17 protein-coding genes and 1 pseudogene are annotated in these 18,307 nt (G+C 70.0%); 11 read left to right on the top strand and 7 right to left on the bottom strand.

All coding sequences use genetic code 11. From position 1 onward, the window contains the following. Nucleotides 1–41: 41 nt before the first annotated feature. Both WQ56_RS05725 and WQ56_RS05720 read right to left on the bottom strand, forming a co-directional pair. Nucleotides 42–1,880 carry an ABC transporter ATP-binding protein gene (locus tag WQ56_RS05725; RefSeq protein WP_047136119.1) on the bottom strand — a complete coding sequence of 613 codons (1,839 nt, stop codon included), beginning with the start codon at nt 1,878–1,880 and terminating at the stop codon, nt 42–44. A gap of 143 nt (nt 1,881–2,023) precedes the next feature. Then, nucleotides 2,024–3,049, bottom strand: a complete 1,026-nt coding sequence (locus WQ56_RS05720) for an NADP-dependent oxidoreductase (protein WP_052772867.1) — start codon at nt 3,047–3,049, stop codon at nt 2,024–2,026. A gap of 75 nt (nt 3,050–3,124) precedes the next feature. Between WQ56_RS05720 and soxR the strand changes: the two genes are divergently transcribed. Continuing rightward, the gene (gene soxR, locus WQ56_RS05715; RefSeq protein WP_047136118.1) at nt 3,125–3,580 is read left to right on the top strand and encodes a redox-sensitive transcriptional activator SoxR; all 456 of its coding nucleotides are present in this window, start codon (nt 3,125–3,127) and stop codon (nt 3,578–3,580) included. A gap of 48 nt (nt 3,581–3,628) precedes the next feature. Here soxR and WQ56_RS05710 read toward each other — a convergent pair whose 3' ends face one another. Beyond that, entirely contained in the window at nt 3,629–5,335 is a 1,707-nt protein-coding gene (locus tag WQ56_RS05710) for a DUF2207 domain-containing protein (RefSeq protein ID WP_047136117.1), read from the bottom strand. Then, nucleotides 5,332–5,892, bottom strand: a complete 561-nt coding sequence (locus WQ56_RS05705; protein WP_047136116.1) for a LemA family protein — start codon at nt 5,890–5,892, stop codon at nt 5,332–5,334. Before WQ56_RS05705 ends, WQ56_RS05710 begins: the two co-directional genes overlap by 4 nt. A 191-nt stretch (nt 5,893–6,083) precedes the next feature. Here WQ56_RS05705 and WQ56_RS05700 point away from each other — a divergent pair, with 191 nt between their 5' ends. Continuing rightward, nucleotides 6,084–6,608 (top strand): DUF4019 domain-containing protein, encoded by a 525-nt coding sequence (locus tag WQ56_RS05700; RefSeq protein WP_047136115.1) that lies wholly within the window; start codon nt 6,084–6,086, stop codon nt 6,606–6,608. Between the two features lie 71 nt (nt 6,609–6,679). Here the strand turns inward: WQ56_RS05700 and WQ56_RS05695 are convergent, their stop codons facing one another. The 3 genes from WQ56_RS05695 to WQ56_RS05685 all read right to left on the bottom strand — a co-directional run bounded on the left by WQ56_RS05695 (nt 6,680) and on the right by WQ56_RS05685 (nt 8,565). Next, nucleotides 6,680–6,901, bottom strand: coding sequence for an RNA-binding S4 domain-containing protein (locus WQ56_RS05695; protein WP_047136114.1), 222 nt, complete (start codon nt 6,899–6,901; stop codon nt 6,680–6,682). 70 nt (nt 6,902–6,971) lie between these two features. Continuing rightward, nucleotides 6,972–7,913, bottom strand: a complete 942-nt coding sequence (locus WQ56_RS05690) for a DMT family transporter (protein WP_047136113.1) — start codon at nt 7,911–7,913, stop codon at nt 6,972–6,974. 61 nt (nt 7,914–7,974) lie between these two features. Further along, nucleotides 7,975–8,565, bottom strand: a complete 591-nt coding sequence (locus WQ56_RS05685; protein ID WP_047136112.1) for a Fe-Mn family superoxide dismutase — start codon at nt 8,563–8,565, stop codon at nt 7,975–7,977. Between the two features lie 116 nt (nt 8,566–8,681). Between WQ56_RS05685 and grxD the strand changes: the two genes are divergently transcribed. From grxD to WQ56_RS05640, 9 genes and pseudogenes are all read left to right on the top strand, one after another. Next, complete coding sequence (gene grxD / locus WQ56_RS05680) at nt 8,682–9,002, top strand: Grx4 family monothiol glutaredoxin (protein ID WP_047136111.1); 321 nt, start codon at nt 8,682–8,684, stop codon at nt 9,000–9,002. Nucleotides 9,003–9,013: 11 nt separating this feature from the next. Continuing rightward, nucleotides 9,014–9,758 (top strand): annotated as a pseudogene (locus tag WQ56_RS05675) (SDR family NAD(P)-dependent oxidoreductase). After that, nucleotides 9,755–10,354: a YhgN family NAAT transporter gene (locus WQ56_RS05670; RefSeq protein WP_047136110.1), complete on the top strand. Its 600-nt coding sequence runs from the start codon at nt 9,755–9,757 to the stop codon at nt 10,352–10,354. Before WQ56_RS05675 ends, WQ56_RS05670 begins: the two are co-directional and overlap by 4 nt. A 260-nt stretch (nt 10,355–10,614) precedes the next feature. Beyond that, complete coding sequence (locus tag WQ56_RS05665) at nt 10,615–13,908, top strand: TonB-dependent receptor (RefSeq protein ID WP_047136109.1); 3,294 nt, start codon at nt 10,615–10,617, stop codon at nt 13,906–13,908. A gap of 114 nt (nt 13,909–14,022) precedes the next feature. After that, a complete protein-coding gene (gene ppnN, locus WQ56_RS05660; RefSeq protein WP_047136108.1) occupies nt 14,023–15,411 on the top strand; it encodes a nucleotide 5'-monophosphate nucleosidase PpnN in 1,389 nt (462 codons plus the stop codon). Nucleotides 15,412–15,598: 187 nt separating this feature from the next. After that, nucleotides 15,599–16,117 (top strand): GspH/FimT family pseudopilin, encoded by a 519-nt coding sequence (locus WQ56_RS05655; protein ID WP_047136107.1) that lies wholly within the window; start codon nt 15,599–15,601, stop codon nt 16,115–16,117. Further along, complete coding sequence (gene pilV, locus WQ56_RS05650; protein ID WP_255350604.1) at nt 16,114–16,602, top strand: type IV pilus modification protein PilV; 489 nt, start codon at nt 16,114–16,116, stop codon at nt 16,600–16,602. The genes WQ56_RS05655 and pilV overlap by 4 nt, the downstream gene beginning before the upstream one ends. Then, nucleotides 16,599–17,777, top strand: a complete 1,179-nt coding sequence (locus tag WQ56_RS05645) for a PilW family protein (RefSeq protein ID WP_047136105.1) — start codon at nt 16,599–16,601, stop codon at nt 17,775–17,777. The genes pilV and WQ56_RS05645 overlap by 4 nt, the downstream gene beginning before the upstream one ends. 2 nt (nt 17,778–17,779) lie before the next feature. Further along, nucleotides 17,780–18,304, top strand: coding sequence for a PilX N-terminal domain-containing pilus assembly protein (locus tag WQ56_RS05640; protein ID WP_047136104.1), 525 nt, complete (start codon nt 17,780–17,782; stop codon nt 18,302–18,304). Nucleotides 18,305–18,307: the final 3 nt, after the last annotated feature.

The raw sequence follows: 18,307 nt of genomic DNA, 5'->3' as shown, positions 1-18,307 counted from the left end.
CCGCGCGGCGCGGCGGCGCCTGCGACGCACGCGCCCGGGGCTCAGGACGCGTCGTCCTGCAGGAAGCCGCCCGACTGGCGCCGCCACAACTGTGCGTAGATGCCGTCGGCCGCGATGAGGGCCTCGTGCGTGCCCTGCTCGACGATGCGGCCGCGCTCCATGACGATCAGCCGGTCCATCGCCGCGATCGTCGAGAGCCGGTGCGCGATCGCGATCACCGTCTTGCCTTCCATCAGCCGGTAGAGGTTCTCCTGGATCGCGGCCTCGGCCTCGGAGTCCAGTGCGGACGTCGCCTCGTCGAGCACCAGGATCGGCGCGTTCTTCAGCAGCACGCGCGCGATCGCGATGCGCTGGCGCTGGCCGCCCGACAGCTTGACGCCGCGTTCGCCGACCTGGGCGTCGTAGCCGGTGCGGCCCTTGGCATCGCTGAGGCCCAGGATGAAGTCGTGCGCCTCGGCGCGCCGCGCGGCCTCGATCATGTCCGCCTCGCTCGCGTCCGGGCGACCGTAGAGGATGTTCTCGCGGACCGAGCGGTGCAGCAGCGAGGTGTCCTGGGTCACCATGCCGATCTGCGCGCGCAGCGAGTCCTGGGACACGGTCGCGATGTCGGTGCCGTCGATGCGGATCGTCCCGGCCTCGCGGTCGTAGAAGCGCAGCAGCAGGTTGACCAGCGTCGACTTGCCCGCGCCCGAGCGGCCCACCAGGCCGATCTTCTCGCCCGGTCGCACGTGCAGGTCCAGGCCCTCGATGACGCTGCGCTCGGACTGTCCGTAGTGGAAGTCCACGCCCTCGAAGCGGATGTCGCCGCGCACGACCGGCAGCGCCGGCGCCGCCGGCGCGTCGTCGACGGTGGGTGCCAGCGAGATCGAGTTGATGCCGTCGCGCACCGTGCCGATGTTCTCGAACAGCGCCGACAGTTCCCACATGATCCACTGCGACATGCCGAGCATGCGCAGCGCGAGCGCGATCGCCACCGCGATCGCACCGGTGCTGATCGCCCCGTCGTGCCACAGCCACAGCCCCAGGGCGCCGACCGAGGCGACCAGCAGCATGTTGAGCACGTAGTTGCAGACGTTGATGATCGTGACCAGCCGCATCTGCCGGTGCACGGTGTCCAGGAAGCCGTCCATCGCCTCGCGCGCATAGGCCTGCTCGCGCGAGGAATGCGAGAACAGCTTGACCGTCGCGATGTTGGTGTAGCTGTCGACGATGCGCCCGGTCATCACCGCGCGCGCGTCGGCCTGGCGCTCGGAAACCCGGCTCAGCCGGGGCACGAAGACCCGCATCAGCGCCGCGTAGCACAGCACCCAGCCGACGAACGGCAGCATCATCCGCCAGTCCGCGGACGCGGCGACCACCAGCGCGCCGGTGAGGTAGACCAGCACGTAGTTGCCGACGTCGAGCAGCTTGATGACCGTCTCGCGCACCGCCAGCGAGGTCTGCATCAGCTTGGTCGCGATGCGTCCGGCGAACTCCTCCTGGAAATAGGTCATCGATTGCCGCAGCAGGTAGCGGTGCACGTTCCAGCGGATCCGCATCGGGAAGTTGCCGAGCAGCGTCTGGTGGATGATCAGCGAGCTGAAGAGCGTCATCGCCGGCAGGCCGACGAGCACCAGCACGGCCATCGCCGCGAGCCGGCCGCCCTCGGCGTCGAGGAACGTCGCGGGCGTGTGCGCGGCGAGGCGGTCGACCAGCGAGCCGACGTAGGCGTAGAGCACGACCTCGGCGACGGCGATCGCGGCCGTGAACAGCGCCATCAGCAGTAGCCAGCGGCCGCTGCCGCGCACGTAGTGCATGCAGAACGCGAACAGCGTGCGCGGCGGCTGCTCGGGCGGCGCGGGGGGGAAGGGGGCGATGCGGTGTTCGAACCAGCGGAGCATGGGCGATCCAGTCGGACGCGCGGGGACCGCGCGGCGGGCGTTGTCGGGGGAAGGGCGTTCGTCGGGACCGGCCATTGTCGGCCATGGGCGCCGCGCCTGTCGCGACACCGGCGCGGTCCGCTGCGTTGCGGCGGCCCGCGCGGCTAGGGCACGTCGAGCACGATCCGGCCCAGGTGATGGCCGGCGAGCGCGCGTCCGGCCTCGGCGATCCGTGCCAGCGGCAGGCGCGTGCCCACGTGCAGGTGGAACGGACCGCGGTCGATCGCCCGGCAGGCCGCGTGCACCGAGGCCGCGCCGGCATGCGCGCCGAAGCCGGTCGCGGCGACGTCCGCGCGCCGCGGCGGCGGGGTCACGCCGTGCGGCCAGGCGACGCGGCCACCGGGGCGCAATGCCGCGACGACGGTCCGGGCGATGCCGGCATCGTGTGCGGTCAGCAGGGCCGCGGTCGGTCCCTGGGGGGCGAAGATCCGCAGCGCGGCGGCGAGGTCGTGGCGCCGCCCGTCGATCGCCATGTCCGCGCCGAGCCGCTCGGCCAGCGCGACGCCGTCGGGGCCCGACGCCACCGCCAGCACGCGCGTGCCGCGCTGGCGGGCGAACTGCAGCGCCATGTGCCCGATGCCGCCGCTGGCGCCCAGCAGCACCAGCGTATCGCCCGTGCCCAGTCCCAGCACCACGTCCACCGCGTGCATCGCCAGGCCGCCGTCCACCGGCAGCGCCGCGGCGTGCGGCAGCGGCAGCCGCGCCGGGATGCGCCAGGCGCGGTCGGCGTCGACCAGCGCGAACTGGGCGTGGAATCCGTGGCGCGGATCGCCTGGCGGCGCGAGCCCGCAGACCCGGTCGCCCTCGCGCAGGCGCTGCACCCGGGCGCCGACCTCGACCACGGTGCCCGCGCCCTCCGCGCCGCCGATCCGCGGTCGCACGGGCGGGGTGGTCGCGCCGGGCAGGCGGCCTTCGCGCTCGAGCACGTCCCAGTGCCCGAAGCCCGCCGACAGCACGCGGATCAGCACCTGGTCCGGGCCCGGCAGCGGGATCGGTGCCTCGTGCAGGGACCAGGCCTCGGGACCGCCGAAGCGCGCATGCGCGACCGCGAGCATCGTCTCGGTCCCGGCATCGTCGTGCGGCCAGGCGCCGTCGGGGGCGTGCGGTGCGGGCGGGGGATGCAGCGTCATGGGGGCTCCTGGCGGTTGCGGCTCGATACCGAGCAGGTTAAAACCTCAACAATTGTTGAGGTCAAGCGGAAGGCGATGGCGGAGCGACGCACGGGCGGTGACGAGGCGCTTTCGGTCGGCGAGCTGGCCGCGCGCAGCGGCGTGGCGGTCTCGGCGCTGCATTTCTACGAGCGCCAGGGCCTGCTGCGCAGCACGCGCAACGCCGGCAACCAGCGCCGCTACCCGCGCGAGGCGCTGCGGCGCGTGGCGGTGATCCGGGTCGCGCAGCGCGCCGGCATCCCGCTCGCGGCGATCGGCGAGGCGCTGGCGACGCTGCCCGACGGCCGCACGCCGACCCAGGCCGACTGGACGCGGCTGTCGCGCCACTGGCGAGGCGAGCTCGACGCGCGCATCGCGCAGTTGACGCGGCTGCGCGACCAGCTCGACGGCTGCATCGGCTGCGGCTGCCTGTCGCTGCGGGCCTGCCCGTTGCGCAATCCCGGCGACGTCGCCGCCACGCGCGGCCCCGGCGCGCCCTATCTCGAACGCTGACGGCGCGGTGCGGCGCGCGCGGCGTCGGTCCGCGGTCCACGGACCGGATCAGCGCGGCGCGGCGGCATCCGGCCCGTCGGGTCGCGTGCGGGCACGGCGACCGGCGCGCCTGCGCACCGCCGCGAGCCGGCGCGCGAGGCTCTGGCCCATCGGGCGGGCGAAGCGGCCCAGGTCGGTGACCGCGATGCCGCGATACCAGTGCAGGCCGGCGACCGCTGCCGTCGCCGCCTCGGCCCCGCACGCGGCGGCGAACCGGCGGGTCCAGGCCTCCTCGACGTCGAGGGCGACCGCATAGGGCAGCAGGGCCTCGTAGCGATGGACGTCGAGCGGCGGTGCATCGGCCGTGCCTGGCGCGCCGTCGCCGCGCCGGTCGGCGCCGGCCAGGTGGCGGCGCAGGCCCTCGACGTGGTCGAGGAGCTGGCGCCCTTCGCGCGTCGGCGCGCGGACCAGCATCGCGAACGCGACCAGCACCGGCAGCATCAGCGCGACCGCCACCGCCGTGGGCGGGAGCGTGCCGGCGCGGGCCGACAGCAGCAGCGCGGCGCCGCCCGAGACCAGCGCGATCGCGAGCGCCACGAGCAGACTGCCGCCGTGGGCGCGGAACAGCGCGGGCTGGAAGCGGCGGCGCAGCGCGGTCTCGTGGGCGCGCCACGCGGCCTCGAGGCGCCCGGCCTGCTTGCGCCCGAGGCGGATCTCGTCCTGCGCGCCGGGCAGCAGCGCGGTCAGCAGCGCGCGCTGTTCCAGCGTCGGCAGCGTGTGCGCGCCGGCGCGGGTCCGGGCGATGCGCCAGTGCGTCGCGCCGGGCGTGCGCTCGCGGACGATGTGCACGTGGTCGTCGACCGCGGCGGCCAGCAGGTCGGACGACAGGCAGCGTTCGTCGTAGCGCATCCGCAGCGCGTAGCGCAGACCGCCCGGCGAGAAGCCCGGCGGTGGCGCGTGGCGCACCGCGACACGGCCGGCCGCGCGGTCGCGGCCGAGCCGGCGACGGCGCAACGCGCAGAAGACGAGCAGCATCGACAGGCCCGCCAGCGCGACCAGTAGGCCGAGGTGGTCGTGCAGCCACCAGGCCAGGCGCTGGCGACGGTCGGGCGGCGCGACCAGGCCCTTGGGGAACGCCAGGCCGACCGTCCAGCCGGCCTGCGCCGGCAGCGGTCGGGCGAGCGTCCAGCGCACCGTGCCGGCCGACGACAGCGCGACGTGGAAATCCCGGCCGGGCGCGTCGCGCGTGCCGGTGGCGCCGTCGGCGCGCAGGGCGTCCACCGGCACCGCATCGGGCAGCGACACCGTCACGCTGCCGCGCTCGGTCGGGACCGCGCCCCCGGGCGCGATCGCCGGGAAGTACAGGGCGTCGTGGTCGTCGAGGAAGGCGAGCTGGCGAGCCGTGCGGTAGCGCAGCGCGTAGACCGGCTCGGACGGCGTCGGCAGGTGGCGCGTGTCGCCGACGCGCAGGCGCAGGCCGCTCGCGGTGCGTTCGATGGTCCAGGGTTCGGGTCGGCCGTCGCGCAGCACCTCGCGGACCTCGAGGTCGATGCGGACGCGCCGGCCGGCCGCGTCGTGGTAGCGCGTGGGCAGGTCGCGCACGATGCCGTGGCGGAACGCGCGGCCTTCGGCCCGGATCGCGATGCGTTCGGTGACGTCGAGGCGCCCGTCGGCGAGGACGCGGACTTCGATGTCGTCGGACAGGACGCGCTCCTGCGCCCAGGCGGCGGGCAACGCGATCAGGCACAACGCCGTCGCCAGCCAGGCGCGCCTCATGCGCCGGAGCCCACGGCCGCCGGTGCGCGGCTGGCTTCACCGGCCTGGAAGAACGCGGCCGGCCCGATGCCGGTCGCGCGGGCGACCCAGGTGTCGGGCACCCGCTGCACCGCGTCGTTGAGGTCGCGCACCGCGCCGTTGTAGAAGCGCCGCGCGTACTGCAGCTGCGCCTCGACCTCGACCAGGTCGCGCTGCAGTTGCAGGAAGCCCTCGCTCGCTGCGAGCGCGGGGTAGGCCTCGTGCAGCGCGACCAGGCGCGCGAGACCCGCGGCCAGCGCGGTCTCGATCTCGCCCAGCGCCGCCGGGTCGACGGTCGCGCCGGCCCGGGCACGCAGGGCCGTCACCGCTTCGAGCGTCGCGCGTTCGTGTTCGGCGTAGGCCGCGACCGCCGATGCGAGCTGCGGCACCAGGTCGTGCCGGCGCATCAGTTGCACGTCGACGTCGGCCCACGCCGTGCGCACCTGGTTGCGTAGCCGCACCAGGCGGTTGAACGCGGCCACGCCCCAGCCCAGCACGCCGAGCGCGATCGCCGCGATCGCGAGCAACGGCGCGGTCATCGTCGGAACGGTCCCGGAGGACGAGCACGGTGGAGCATGGCGGGTGGGCCCGGGGAAAACCAGCAGCATACCGCCGTCCCATGTCCGGCCGTTCGCCATCCCCCGGGGGCGCCCGCGGCCCGCTTGCCGGCCCCCGCGCGAGGCGTACACTCGGGCCCTTCGACCCGTCTGCCGCCAGGAGCGTCACGCCCATGAACAAGCTGCGCCTGTCCCTGTCGATCGCCGCGCTCGCGGCGGCCGTGACCTCCGCCCACGCCCAGCAGCCCGCTCCGGCGACGCGGCCCGCGGCGCAGGCGACTCCTGCGCAGCAGCCTGCACAACGCCCGGCGCTCACCGCCGAGCAGCAGGCGCAGATCGCGCGCCAGGACGCCGAGATCGGCGCGGCCGCGCTGCAGATCATGCAGATGATCGACGCCAACCGCGCCGGCGAGGTCTGGGACGGCGCCTCGGAGACGATGAAGCGCACCGTGTCGCGCGAGGACTTCGTGCGCCAGGTCGCCGCCGATCGCGGCCGCCTCGGCGCGCCGGCCCAGCGCGACCGCCCGGTGGTCAGCCGCTCGCGCTTCGGCGCCGGCGAGGCCGTGCCCGAGGGGATCTATCTCAACGTCGCCTCGCCGACGAAGTTCGCCAACCAGGCGCAGCCGATCCGCGAACTGGTGTCGTTCCGCTTCGACGGCGACCGCACCTGGCGCGTGTCGGGCTACAGCGTGCGCTGAACGCGACGCCTCGCGACGCTGCCAGCGGCGGCGCGGGCGCCCATGGCGGTGCCGATGCCGGGCGCATGCGCTCAGGCGGCGACCACGCGGATCGCCTGGGTGCCGACGGTCACCGTCTGACCGGCGCGGACCTTGCAGGTCTTGCGTAGCTCGACCGCGCCGTCTACGTGCACCGCGCCGCTGGCGACCAGCGCCTTGCCGGCACCGCCGCTGTCGCACAGCCCTTCGAGCTTGAGCAACTGGTTGAGCTCGACGTAGTCGCCCTCGAGCTGGAATTCGACGGTCGCGGGCATCGGGATTCTCCTGGCGGGCGGCCATTATCGCCGGTCGCCGTCCTCGCATGCGATCGGCGCGCGTCCGCGCTCACCGGGTGATCGACTTCGCCTCGCCGGTGCCAATGTTCTCGGCGTGCACGATGCGGCGCGGACGCGCCAGCACCGGGTAGACCAGCACCGCCGCGAGGATGATCGCGACCCCCGCATAGAAGCCCGGCGAGAGCTCGCGCTGCTCGCCCAGCAGCACGATGGCCAGCGCGATCGCGTAGACCGGCTCGAGGTTGACCGCCAGCTGCGCGGCGAACGCGCTCATGTGCCGCAGCGCGACCAGCGACAGCGCGAACGGCAACAGCGTGCACGCGAACGCGAGCAGCAGCAGCCAGGCGCCATCCTGCGCGCTGGGCAGCGTCAGCAGGCTGCCCGCGAGCGCCGGGAACAGCAGCGGCATCAACGGCGCGAGCGCGGTCAGCGTCAGGGTGCCGGCGCCGAGTTCGAGCGCGGTGACCGTGAGCGGATCGGCGCGTTCGACCAGGCGCTTGTTCATCGCGCCGAAGCAGGCCACGAACAGTGCCGACAGCGCGCCGACCGCGATGCCCGCGCGCATGCCGGCCGGCACGCCGCCGACCACCAGCGCCACGCCCGGCAGTACCGCCAGGCCCAGTAGCAGTTCGCGCCACGAGAACCGGCTGCGCGCGACCAGCGGCTCGATCAGCGCCACGAACACCGTCGCCAGCGCCATGCAGGTCGCCGCGACCGAGGCGTTGGCGAGCTTGACCGCGCCATAGAAGGTCAGCCAATGCAGCGCGACCAGCGCGCCTACGCCGGCGTAGGCCAGCAGCAGGCGGACGGGCAGCGCCCGCAGGCCGTGCCAGACCCGCGGCAGCAGCATCAGCGTGCCGGCGACCAGCAGCATCCGCCACCACACCAGCGGCAGCGCGGGCAGGGTGATCAGCTTGCCGAGGATCGCGGTGAAGCCCCACAGCAGCACGCACAGGTGGATCTGCCACTGGGCTCTGGCGGCGGGCGTCATCGAAGGGCGTCTGGGCGGGGGAGGCGCATTATCTCCGAGCGCGCGCCGTCGGGGGCGTCCGCTAGGCGCGCAGCCGCGCGGCGACGCTGTCCCAGCTCACCAGGTGCCAGAACGCCTCGAGGTAGCGTGGCCGGTTGTCGCGGTAGTCGAGGTACCAGGCGTGCTCCCACAGCGACGCGGCGAGCAACGGCGTGTCGTCGCCGGTGAGCGGCGTGGCCGCGTTCGCGGTGACCGCCAGGCCCAGCCGTCCGTCGCCGCGCTGCAGCAGCCACGCCCAGCCCGCGCCGAAGTGGCGCAGCGCCAGCGCGTCGAAGCGGCTGCGCAGCGTGGCGACGTCGCCGAAGTCGCGGGCGATCGCCTCGGCCAGCCTGCCCTTGGGATCGCCGCCGCCGCCGGCCGCGGCCGGCTTGAGCGAATGCCAGTAGAAGGCGTTGTTCCAGGCCTGCGCGGCGTGGTCGAACAGCTCGCCGTGCGCCTTGCGCACGATCGCCTCCAGCGGCGCATCGGCCAGGTCGGTGCCCGCCACCAGCGCGTTGACCCGCTCGACATGCGCGAGCTGGTGCCGGCCGTGATGCTGGTCCAGCGTGTCGCCGGACAGGTGCGGTTCGAGCGCGGTGCGGTCGTAGGGCAGGGCGGCGTGTTCGACGGGCATGGGGCGCGGAAATCTCCGTGAGGCGATGGCGCCGGGTGCGACGCGATAGAATGGGCGGATTCTAACCCCGACCGTCGCCGCCACTGCCGGCGACGCGCCCCTTTCGGAGTCGCCTCGTGTCGATCCTCGAACGCATCCAGGCCGAAATCGACGGCCATGCCGTCGTGCTGTTCATGAAAGGGACGCCGCAGTTCCCGATGTGCGGCCATTCCGCGCGCACCGTCGAGGCGCTTGAGGCGGCGGGCGCCCGCGATGTCCGCACGATCAACGTGCTCGAGGAACCCGAAATCCGCGCCAACCTGCCGCGGTTCTCGAACTGGCCGACGTTCCCGCAGCTGTTCGTGCACGGCGAACTGATCGGCGGCTGCGACATTACGCTGGAGCTGCACGAATCGGGCGAGCTGGCCCGCATCCTGGCCGAGGTGCTCAAGGCGTGAGCGCACCGCTGCTGGAGATCCCCGTGCGCCCGGCCGGGCTCGCGGGGCGCACGATCCTGATCGTCGGCGCGCACGGCGGCCTGGGCGAGGCCGCGGCGCTGGCGTGCGCGGAGGCCGGCGCGTCGCTGGTGCTGCTCGGCCGCAAGGTCCCACGCCTCAATCGGCTGCACGATCGGCTGCAGGCGCTGGGACACGCGCCGGCGCTGTATCCGCTCGACCTCGAAGGCGCGGGCCCGGACGACTACGCGCAGATGGCCGCGCGCATCGAGGCCGAGACCGGGCGCCTGGACGGCGTGCTGCACGCCGCCGCCCAGTTCGCCGGCCTGACCCCGCTCGAGCACACCGACCCGGCGGCGTTCGCGCGCGCTGCACGTCAACCTCACCGCGCGCTGGTGGCTGACCCAGGCCTGCCTGCCGTTGCTGCGCCGCGCCGCCGACAGCGCCGTGGTGTTCGCGATCGACCCGCCGGCCCGGACCGGCGGGGCCTACTGGGGCGGCTACGGCATCGCCCAGGCCGCGCTGGAGACGCTGGTGCGCATGCTGCACGCCGAGCTCGCCAATTCGCCGGTCCGGGTCAGCGGCCTGTGCCCGCCGCCGATGCGCACCGGGCTGCGCAGTCGCGCCCACGTCGAGGAGGACGACCGCCTCGCGCAGGACCCGGCGCAGGTCGCCCCGCACTGCGTCGCGCTGCTGTCGGCCGCCGGCGCCGCGCACCGCGGCCAGGTCTGGTCGCCCGGCGACGGAGCTGCTGCATGACCATCGCCTCGGCCGCGCTGCTGCTGTTCCTGATCCTCGATCCGCTCGGCAACATCCCGGTGTTCCTGAGCATGCTGCGGCGGCTGACCCCGCAGCGCCAGCGCGTGGTGCTCGCGCGCGAGCTGCTGATCGCGCTGCTGGTGCTGATGCTGTTCCTGTGGGGCGGCAAGTACGCGCTCGAGGTGATGCATCTGCGCCAGGAATCGGTCGCGATCGCCGGCGGCATCGTGCTGTTCCTGATCGGCATCCGCATGATCTTCCCGCCGACCGGCGGCCTGATGGGCGAGATCCCCGACGGCGAGCCCTTCATCGTGCCGATGGCGATCCCGCTGGTCGCCGGCCCCTCGGGCATGGCCGCGGTGATGCTGATGGGCAGCAACGAACCCGACCGGCTCGGCGAGTGGAGCCTGGCGCTGCTGATCGCCTGGGGCGCGACCGCGGCGATCCTGTTCTCGGCCACCTACCTCTACAAGCTGCTCGGCGCGCGCGCGCTGACTGCCCTGGAGCGGCTGATGGGCATGCTGCTGGTGGCGATCTCGGTGCAGATGCTGCTCGACGGCATCGTCGGCTTCCTGCGGGACGTTCCGGCAGCGTGAAGATCCGCCGATGTGACCGGGCCGCGACGGGCGGCCCGGCGCACCGTCGCGCAACCCGATAAATCCCAAGGTATTCAGCTGGTTGCGGCCTTCCTGCGTTGTCATGGCACTGTCACCGGCGCGGGCTACCGTGTTAACCTGTTCTTAACCACAGCGCGTCGCCCGCGCGCCGTGGCAGGGGACCCCCACTCGCTCACCGACCTGACCGCCGCCAAGCCGCAAGGCCCGCGCCGCTATCCACGCATCGAGGCTTACCACCCATGAACCACCCGAATCGCGCCCGACTTTCCAAACTGTCGCTTGGCCTGATCGTCGCACTCGCCGCTGCGCCCGCGTTCGCGCAGAGCACCTCCGCCGGCGTCGGCGGCCAGGTGACCGGTGCCGGCGGCCAGCCCGTCACGGGCGCCGACGTGACCATCGTCCATACCGAGTCGGGCACGGTCAGCCGCGCCACCACCGATGCCAGCGGCCGCTACAACGCGCGCGGCCTGCGCGTCGGCGGTCCCTACACGATCACGATCACCAAGCCGGGCGAGGGCACCCGCACCGAGGACAACGTCTACCTTGCGTTGAACCAGGCGAACACCGTCAACACGGTTCTGACCGGCGACATGACAACGCTGGCGACCGTGACCGCGACGGCTGCCGGTGGCATGTCCGAGATCTTCAGCGCGAACAAGATGGGTACTGGTTCGTCCGTCTCGCTGCAGCAGATCGAAGCGTTGCCGTCGATTAACCGCAACATCCAGGACTACGTCCGCCTCGATCCGCGCATCAGCCAGAGCGACAAGTCGCGCGGCGAGCTGACGGTCGGCGGTCAGAATCCCCGTTACAACGCCATCCGCATCGACGGTGTGAACACGAGCGATACGTTCGGCCTGGAATCCAACGGCTTCCCGACACTGCGCCAGCCGGTTTCGATGGACGCCATCGAGGCGATCAATATCGATGTGGCGAACTACGACACCACGATCACCGGCGCGACCGGTGCGGTTGTCGATGCGGTGACCAAATCGGGTACCAACGAGTTCCACGGTTCCGTGTATGGCACCTATCGTGACAAGGGCTTCGTTGGCGATCATCCGATCACCGATACTGAATTCACCGGGTTCGAGGACGAGCAGACGTACGGCCTTACCTTTGGTGGCCCTATCGTGAAGGACAAGCTGTTCTTCTTCGCCAACTACGAGAACTACGAGCGGAGCCGTGCGGCGTCTTCGTTCGGTCCGCGTGGCTCGAACGCCACCAACGTCATCGACATCGATCCGGCCTTCATTACTGAAGCCCAGCAAATTGCCCGCGATGTTTACGGCGTGGATCTCGGCGGCACTGCTGCACCGACGGAGACCAAGCAGGAGGTCGAAGAGTACGCAGTCAAGATCGACTGGAACATCAGCGACAACCACCGTCTTTCGGCCCGTTATTCGAAGCTCGAGCAGACCGATCCGAACCTCGGGGGCAGCGGCTTGGCGACCGGATACTCGGGCCACGGCATGCCGACCACCGGAGAGGCGCTTGGTCTGAGCAGCCGCTGGTACGACATCACCAAGACCGTTGAGACTGGCGTGGTCCAACTCTTCAGCGACTGGAACGACAGCTTCTCGACCGAATTCAAGATCGGTCGTCGCACCTACGACTCGTTGAGCAGTGTCTACTCGCGCCTGCCTTCGATCGTCATCGGCAGCGGCGTCAGCAACGCCGACGTTGCGCCGCCCTATCTGGCGGCCGGTGCCGACGAATTCCGTCACGGTAATCAGATCAACACCGAGACGACCACTGCATTTGGCGCCGCGACCTGGTACGTCGGTGACCACACGTTGAAGTTCGGTTTCGACTGGGAGTCCAACGACATCTACAACCTGTACGCCCAGAACATCTGGGGAACGTATGGGTTTGCCAGTCTCGAGGATTTCCGCGCCGGCCGTTACTGGGTCTACGATCTGAATGCGCCAGTTCCGGGCAATGACCTGAATTCTGTTGCGATGCAGTACAAGCACAACAACACCGGCCTGTTCGTGCAGGACACCTGGGCGGTGAACTACAACCTCAACCTGATGTTCGGCCTGCGTGTGGATATCCCGGACGTCGACGACGTGCCGGTGCACAACCTGCTGGTGCAAGAGATCTATGGGTACGACAACCGTGAGACGCTGGACAAGACGTTGGTGCAGCCCCGCTTCGGCTTCAACTACACGTTCGACAGCGATCGTCCCACGCAGCTTCGCGGTGGCGTGGGCCTGTTCCAAGGCGCTGCGGCCAATGTCTGGGTGGGAAACTCCTACCAGAACAGCGGGTTCGGACTGATCGGCTACAACGCCCGCGCGGCTGGCCTGAGCCAAGCGGAGCGCGAAGCGATGTGGGCCGGACTGCCGGCCACGCTCGACATCAACAACCTGCCCGTTCCGTCGCCTGCTTCCGGCTACACGAGCATGGTCAACCTGATGGAGAAGGGCATCCGTCAGCCGTCGGTCTGGAAGGCCAACCTTGCGTTCGATCACGAGCTGCCTTGGTACGGCATCACCGGTTCGGTGGAGTTGCTGCACACCAAGGTCAAGGATGGCATCGCATTCGAGCGCCTCGATATCGGTAACGTCAATGCCGTGCGTCCTCAGGACGGCCGCGACCTGTATTGGGTCAATCCTTATGCGGGTACCGGCGTGCGTGCTGGCAGCAATGCCGGCGTAGGCGCGGTCGCCGACACGATCCCGGGTTATGAAAACATTACCGGGTGGCACAACGATGGCGTGATCCTGTTGAAGAACACCGATCAGGGGCGTAGCACCCAGTTCACGATGAGCCTGAGCAAGCCGCTGATCGAGAACTGGGGTTGGTCGCTGGGATATACGTATACCGACGCGACCGAAGTCAGCCCGCTGACATCGTCTCGTGCGATCTCCAACTGGAACGGCCCGCTCGGCGTCAATCCGAACGATGTTGTGGCTTCGACCACGAACTACGAGATCAAGGACCGCTTCACCGGCAGCCTGCAGTTCCGCAAGGCGTTCTTCGGCGACAACCACACGACCGTGTCGCTGTTCTGGGAAGGGCGTTCCGGACTGCCGTACAGCTGGCGCTTCCTCAACGACGCCAATGGCGACGGGTACTCGAACGATCTGTTCTACGTGCCCGGTGGCCCTGGCGACGTGCACTTCACCGGTGGCGCGGCAATGGAGCAGGCGTTCTTCGAATGGCTGGCCGGTGAAGAGGATCTCCTGCGCTACCGGGGGGGCATCGCGCCGCGAAACAGCGCACACAACAAGTGGGTCAATACTTTCGATCTGCGTGTCAGCCAGGAAATCCCTGCCTTCTTCGACGGACACAAGGCAGAAATCTGGGTGGACGTGATGAACGTCGGCAACCTGATCAACAAGGATTGGGGACAGGTCAGCTACGCCTCGCCGTTCAGCGGTCGTGGCGCTGCCAGCTTCGCGGGCATCAGCCAGGTGGACGGAAAGTACATCTACAATTTCGACCCGACCCGTGTGACCCAGGTGCAGCTGACCGATTGGGAATCTCGCTGGTCCGTGCAGATCGGCTTCCGCTACAAGTTCTGATCCGTCGCAATCGCTGAGCGTCAGGAAACGGCCGGGGAAACCCGGCCGTTTCCGTTTGTGCGGGCGGCTGCGCTACAGTGCCGCACCCCTGAAAAGAAGCCGAAGAAGAAGCAGATGAGCGAGACGAGCGTGGCGGCGACGGCGCTGCCGGTGGTGAATGCCTACGTGTACCCGCGCGGCGGGCTGGACGTGCTGTCCCGGGACGAGGTCGCGCGCCTGAAGGACGCCTCCAGCGGGGGCATGCACGACCTGCTGCGGCGCTGCGCCCTGGCGGTGCTGACCAGCGGCAGTGCGTCTGACGACCCGCGCGCGGCGCAGGAGCTCTATCCGGACTTCGACATCCAGGTGTTGCAGCAGGACCGCGGCATCCGCATCGAGCTGATCAACGCGCCCGGCATGGCCTTCGTCGACGGCCAGATCATCCTCGGCGTGGCCGAACTGCTGTTCGCGGTGGTCCGCGACCTGGCCTACACCGCGATCGAATTGGGGCCCGAGTACGCGGCTGACCTCGAGTCGTCGTCGGGCATCACCAACGCGGTGTTCGGCCTGCTGCGCAACGCGCGCCTGCTGCAGCCGGGCGATCCGAACATGGTCGTATGCTGGGGCGGCCACTCGATCAGCCGCGCCGAGTACGACTACACCAAGCTCGTCGGTTACCAGCTCGGCCTGCGCGGCATGGACATCTGCACCGGCTGCGGCCCGGGCGCGATGAAGGGGCCGATGAAGGGCGCCAACGTCGCGCACGCCAAGCAGCGCCAGTACCCGGCGCGCTACATCGGCATCACCGAGCCGGGCATCATCGCCGCCGAGTCGCCCAACCCGATCGTCAACCAACTGGTGATCATGCCCGACATCGAGAAGCGCCTCGAGTCGTTCGTGCGCCTGGGCCACGGCATCATCGTCTTCCCCGGCGGTGTGGGCACCGCCGAGGAGATCCTCTACCTGCTGGGCCTGTTGCTGCAGGAGGAGAACCGGGAGATCCCGTTCCCGTTCATCCTGACCGGGCCGACGGCGTCGGCGCCGTACTTCGAGCAGATCGACCAGTTCATCCGCCTGACGCTCGGCGAGGAAGCCGCATCGCGCTACGAGATCATCGTCGCCGACCCGCAGAAGGTCGCCAAGCGCATGTCGGCCGGCATCCGCAAGGTCAAGGAGTACCGAGTCGCGCACAAGGACTCGTTCTACTTCAACTGGTCGCTGACGATCCCGCTGGACCTGCAGAAGCCGTTCGTGCCGACCCATGAGGCGATGGCCGCGCTCGACCTGCACCACGGCCGGCGCCCGCACGAGCTGGCGGCCGACCTGCGCCGCGCGTTCTCGGGCATCGTGGCCGGCAACGTCAAGGAGGACGGCTTGCGCCGCGTGGAGCAGTACGGCCCGTTCCAGATTCACGGCGACCGCGACATCATGCAGTCGCTCGACGCGCTGCTGCGCGCGTTCATCGAGCAGCGGCGCATGAAGATCTCCGGCGAGTACCGGCCCTGCTACGAGGTGATCGCCTGATCCCAAACCGGGGGGGCATCGGGTTAGTTTTCGTGAATTTGCGCTCGTCAGGTGGAGGCGGGGCCGCCTGGGGCGTGCCGAAGGCCGTCGGCAGGCGGCCCGCAGACCGCTCGTCAGACGCCGCTTTGCGGCGCCGCCGCGGGCCGCCTAGACTATTGGGCGGCCAGGTACGGTCGGGGGAGGGGGCATGCGTCGCATGCGAAGCGGGGGCTTCACGCTCATCGAGCTGATGGTGACGGTCGCGATTCTCGCCGTGCTCGCGGCGATCGCGTTTCCGAGTTTCGAGGACACGCTGCGCTCCAATCGCGTCGCGACGACCACCAACGAGTTTTTGACGTCGTTGTCGCTGGCCCGCTCGGAGGCGCTGCGCAGCCCTGGCGGTGCGCTGGTCTGCGCATCGACCAGCGGCACGTCATGCGACGGCGCGTCCTGGAACGATGGCTGGCTGGTCTGGCTGGATCTCGACGGCGACGGCAAGCTGGGCGAGGACGACCGGATCGTCCGGTCCCTGCAGGGCGTACGGGGGCTGGCCGTGTCGGCCGGCAAGGACGTCCGCCAGATCAGGTTCGACCGGCGTGGCCGGCCCGATCAACCCTATACGATCACGTTGCAGCCCTCCGAATGTGCGACGTCGAGTCCGCTGAGGGGCACGGTCACGCTGTCGGCAAGCGGCCAGGCCCGGTCGACGAGGAGTGTCTGTCAGTGAGCGCCCGCCTGCATGGCCGGGGCGGTCTGCGGCAGCGCGGCTTCAGCATGCTCGAGGTGCTGATCGCCTTGCTCGTGCTGGCGTTCGGACTGCTGGGATTCGCGCTGCTGCAGACGATGACATTGCGCTACACGCAGAGTGCGAATCACCGGACCCAGGCGACCAATCTTGCCTACGACCTGCTCGACCAGATGCGGGCCAACCGCTACCAAGCGGCCTGGTATGGCGGCAAAGGGGGCGCCAGTTTCGAGGCCGGCACCGTCGTTGCGAGCGATTGCAGCCGGCCGATAGGCAGTGTGTCCGTGGCGCAAAGCACCGCACGCTGGAAATGTCAGGTCGTACAGGCCTTGGGCTCGAGCGCGTCGGCCGACGTGGTCTACAGCGCGAACGGAGACGTATCGATCACGATCAACTGGGGAGACCAGCGATGGGATCAGCGCGCCCCGGATGCGTTGACTTCATTCGTCGTGAGCAGCCGTCTATGACGCGCTACCACGGCCGGTCACAGGCAGGCATGTCGCTGGTTGAATTGATGGTGGCCCTGGTCATCGGCAGCCTGCTCATACTTGGCCTCATCCAGGTGTTCACAGCCTCACACCTGTCGTACCGGCTGTCGGAAGGCGCGTCGCGCGCGCAGGAGAATGCGCGTTTCGCAATCGATTTCCTGCAGCGCGACATCCGCATGGCGGGGCACTTCGGTTGCGTGAACGACCAAGCGCATTTCGTGAAGGAACTGGGTGATCCGACCCTCAATTTCGCGTCGATACCCGCAGCAGGCAGCCCGCTCGATTTCTCGGTGTCCGTCCAGGGGTACGAGGCGCCATCCAGTGCGCCGGGCGACAAGCTGACGCTCGGGGCCGCCTGGGATCCGGCAGAAGGCTTGCCCAGTGCGATCGAGGTCCTGCGCCCGCTACCTGGCAGCGACATCATCGTGCTGCGTTTCTTCCATGCGCTCGGCGTGCCGGTCAATGCGATCGAGACGATCGATGGCAACGACGTCATCCGGTTCGATACGTCGAGCGACGAGGACCTCAAAGTCGACGGCGTCGCGACGCCCGAGCTCTTCGGCATCGGCGACTGCACGTTCGCCGATGTTTTCGAAGGCACGCTTGCGTCAGGTCGCGTCACGACGGTCGGCGGCACCGCGTTCGCGGCGCGATATGCGGCGCAGCCGGTCGGCGAGACAATGCTGCACCGTGCCGACTCCATCGTCTACTACGTGGCGGCGGGGGCTTCCGGTGAGCCGGCGCTCTATCGTGCGCGCGCGGACGCCAGCGGGCAGTACCCGGCCAGTCATCGCGAGGAACTCGTCGAAGGGATCGAAAGCCTGCAGTTCCTCTATGGACAGGACGAGGTCGCCAGCCTTTCCGCCAGGGCTCCGCCCAAGGGACATGTCGCCTTCCAGCACACGGCAGCGGGCGTGCTGAAGGATGTGTCGGGGACGGAGTCGGTCGCAAACGCATGGCGACGGGTCGGACTCGTGCAAGTGGGCATCCTGGCGAGAAGCCCGCGGCCGGCAGGCGCCATCGATGCCGACGCCGAGGCGGTCCGTCAACGCGTGCTCGGGGTCGCGTTTCTCCCGGCTGATGCGTCGGATGGTCGTTATCGCACCACTCACGAGGTGAGCGTGGCCCTTCGCAACCGGCTTTTCGGAAATTGAGCATGCGCGCGTTTCCAGTGATCGTGACGGCTCCGGTTCCGCCCCCCAGCGCGCAACGCGGTGCCGTGCTCTACATCGCGCTGATCATGCTGATCCTGCTTGCGCTGATCGGGCTGGTGGGCATGCGGGTCGCCGGCATGCAGGAGCGAATGGCCGCCAACCATCGGGCGGTGAACCTGGCCTTCCAGAATGCCGAAGGACTGGTACGGAATGCCGAGTGTGCGATCGAGAACATCGAGAACCGCACCAGCATCGGCGGTTGCGCTGCCGTGACCGAGGCCGATATCGAACGGAGTTGCGATACCGGCTTCCAGGCGAGGCGCTGGGCATCGCAGCGGACGCTGGGCGATGGTCCGGCCGTGGCGGTCCGTCAGATCGACCAGTGCATTCCCGCCGGTGGTTCGCTCGGCGCAGGCGGGCCCGTACAGGCCAACCCATTTCCCGTCTATCAGGTGACGGGGTACGCCGTGGATGTCGAAGGCAACCCCACCTCGTCGGCGGTCGTCGACACCATTTTCCGGCTCTGAGGA

Origin of the sequence: Luteimonas sp. FCS-9, from assembly GCF_001014645.1 — a bacterium.
Lineage (GTDB): Bacteria > Pseudomonadota > Gammaproteobacteria > Xanthomonadales > Xanthomonadaceae > Luteimonas.
Note: the sequence above shows the minus strand (reverse complement) of the source record. Positions and strands in the feature narration are given on the sequence as shown.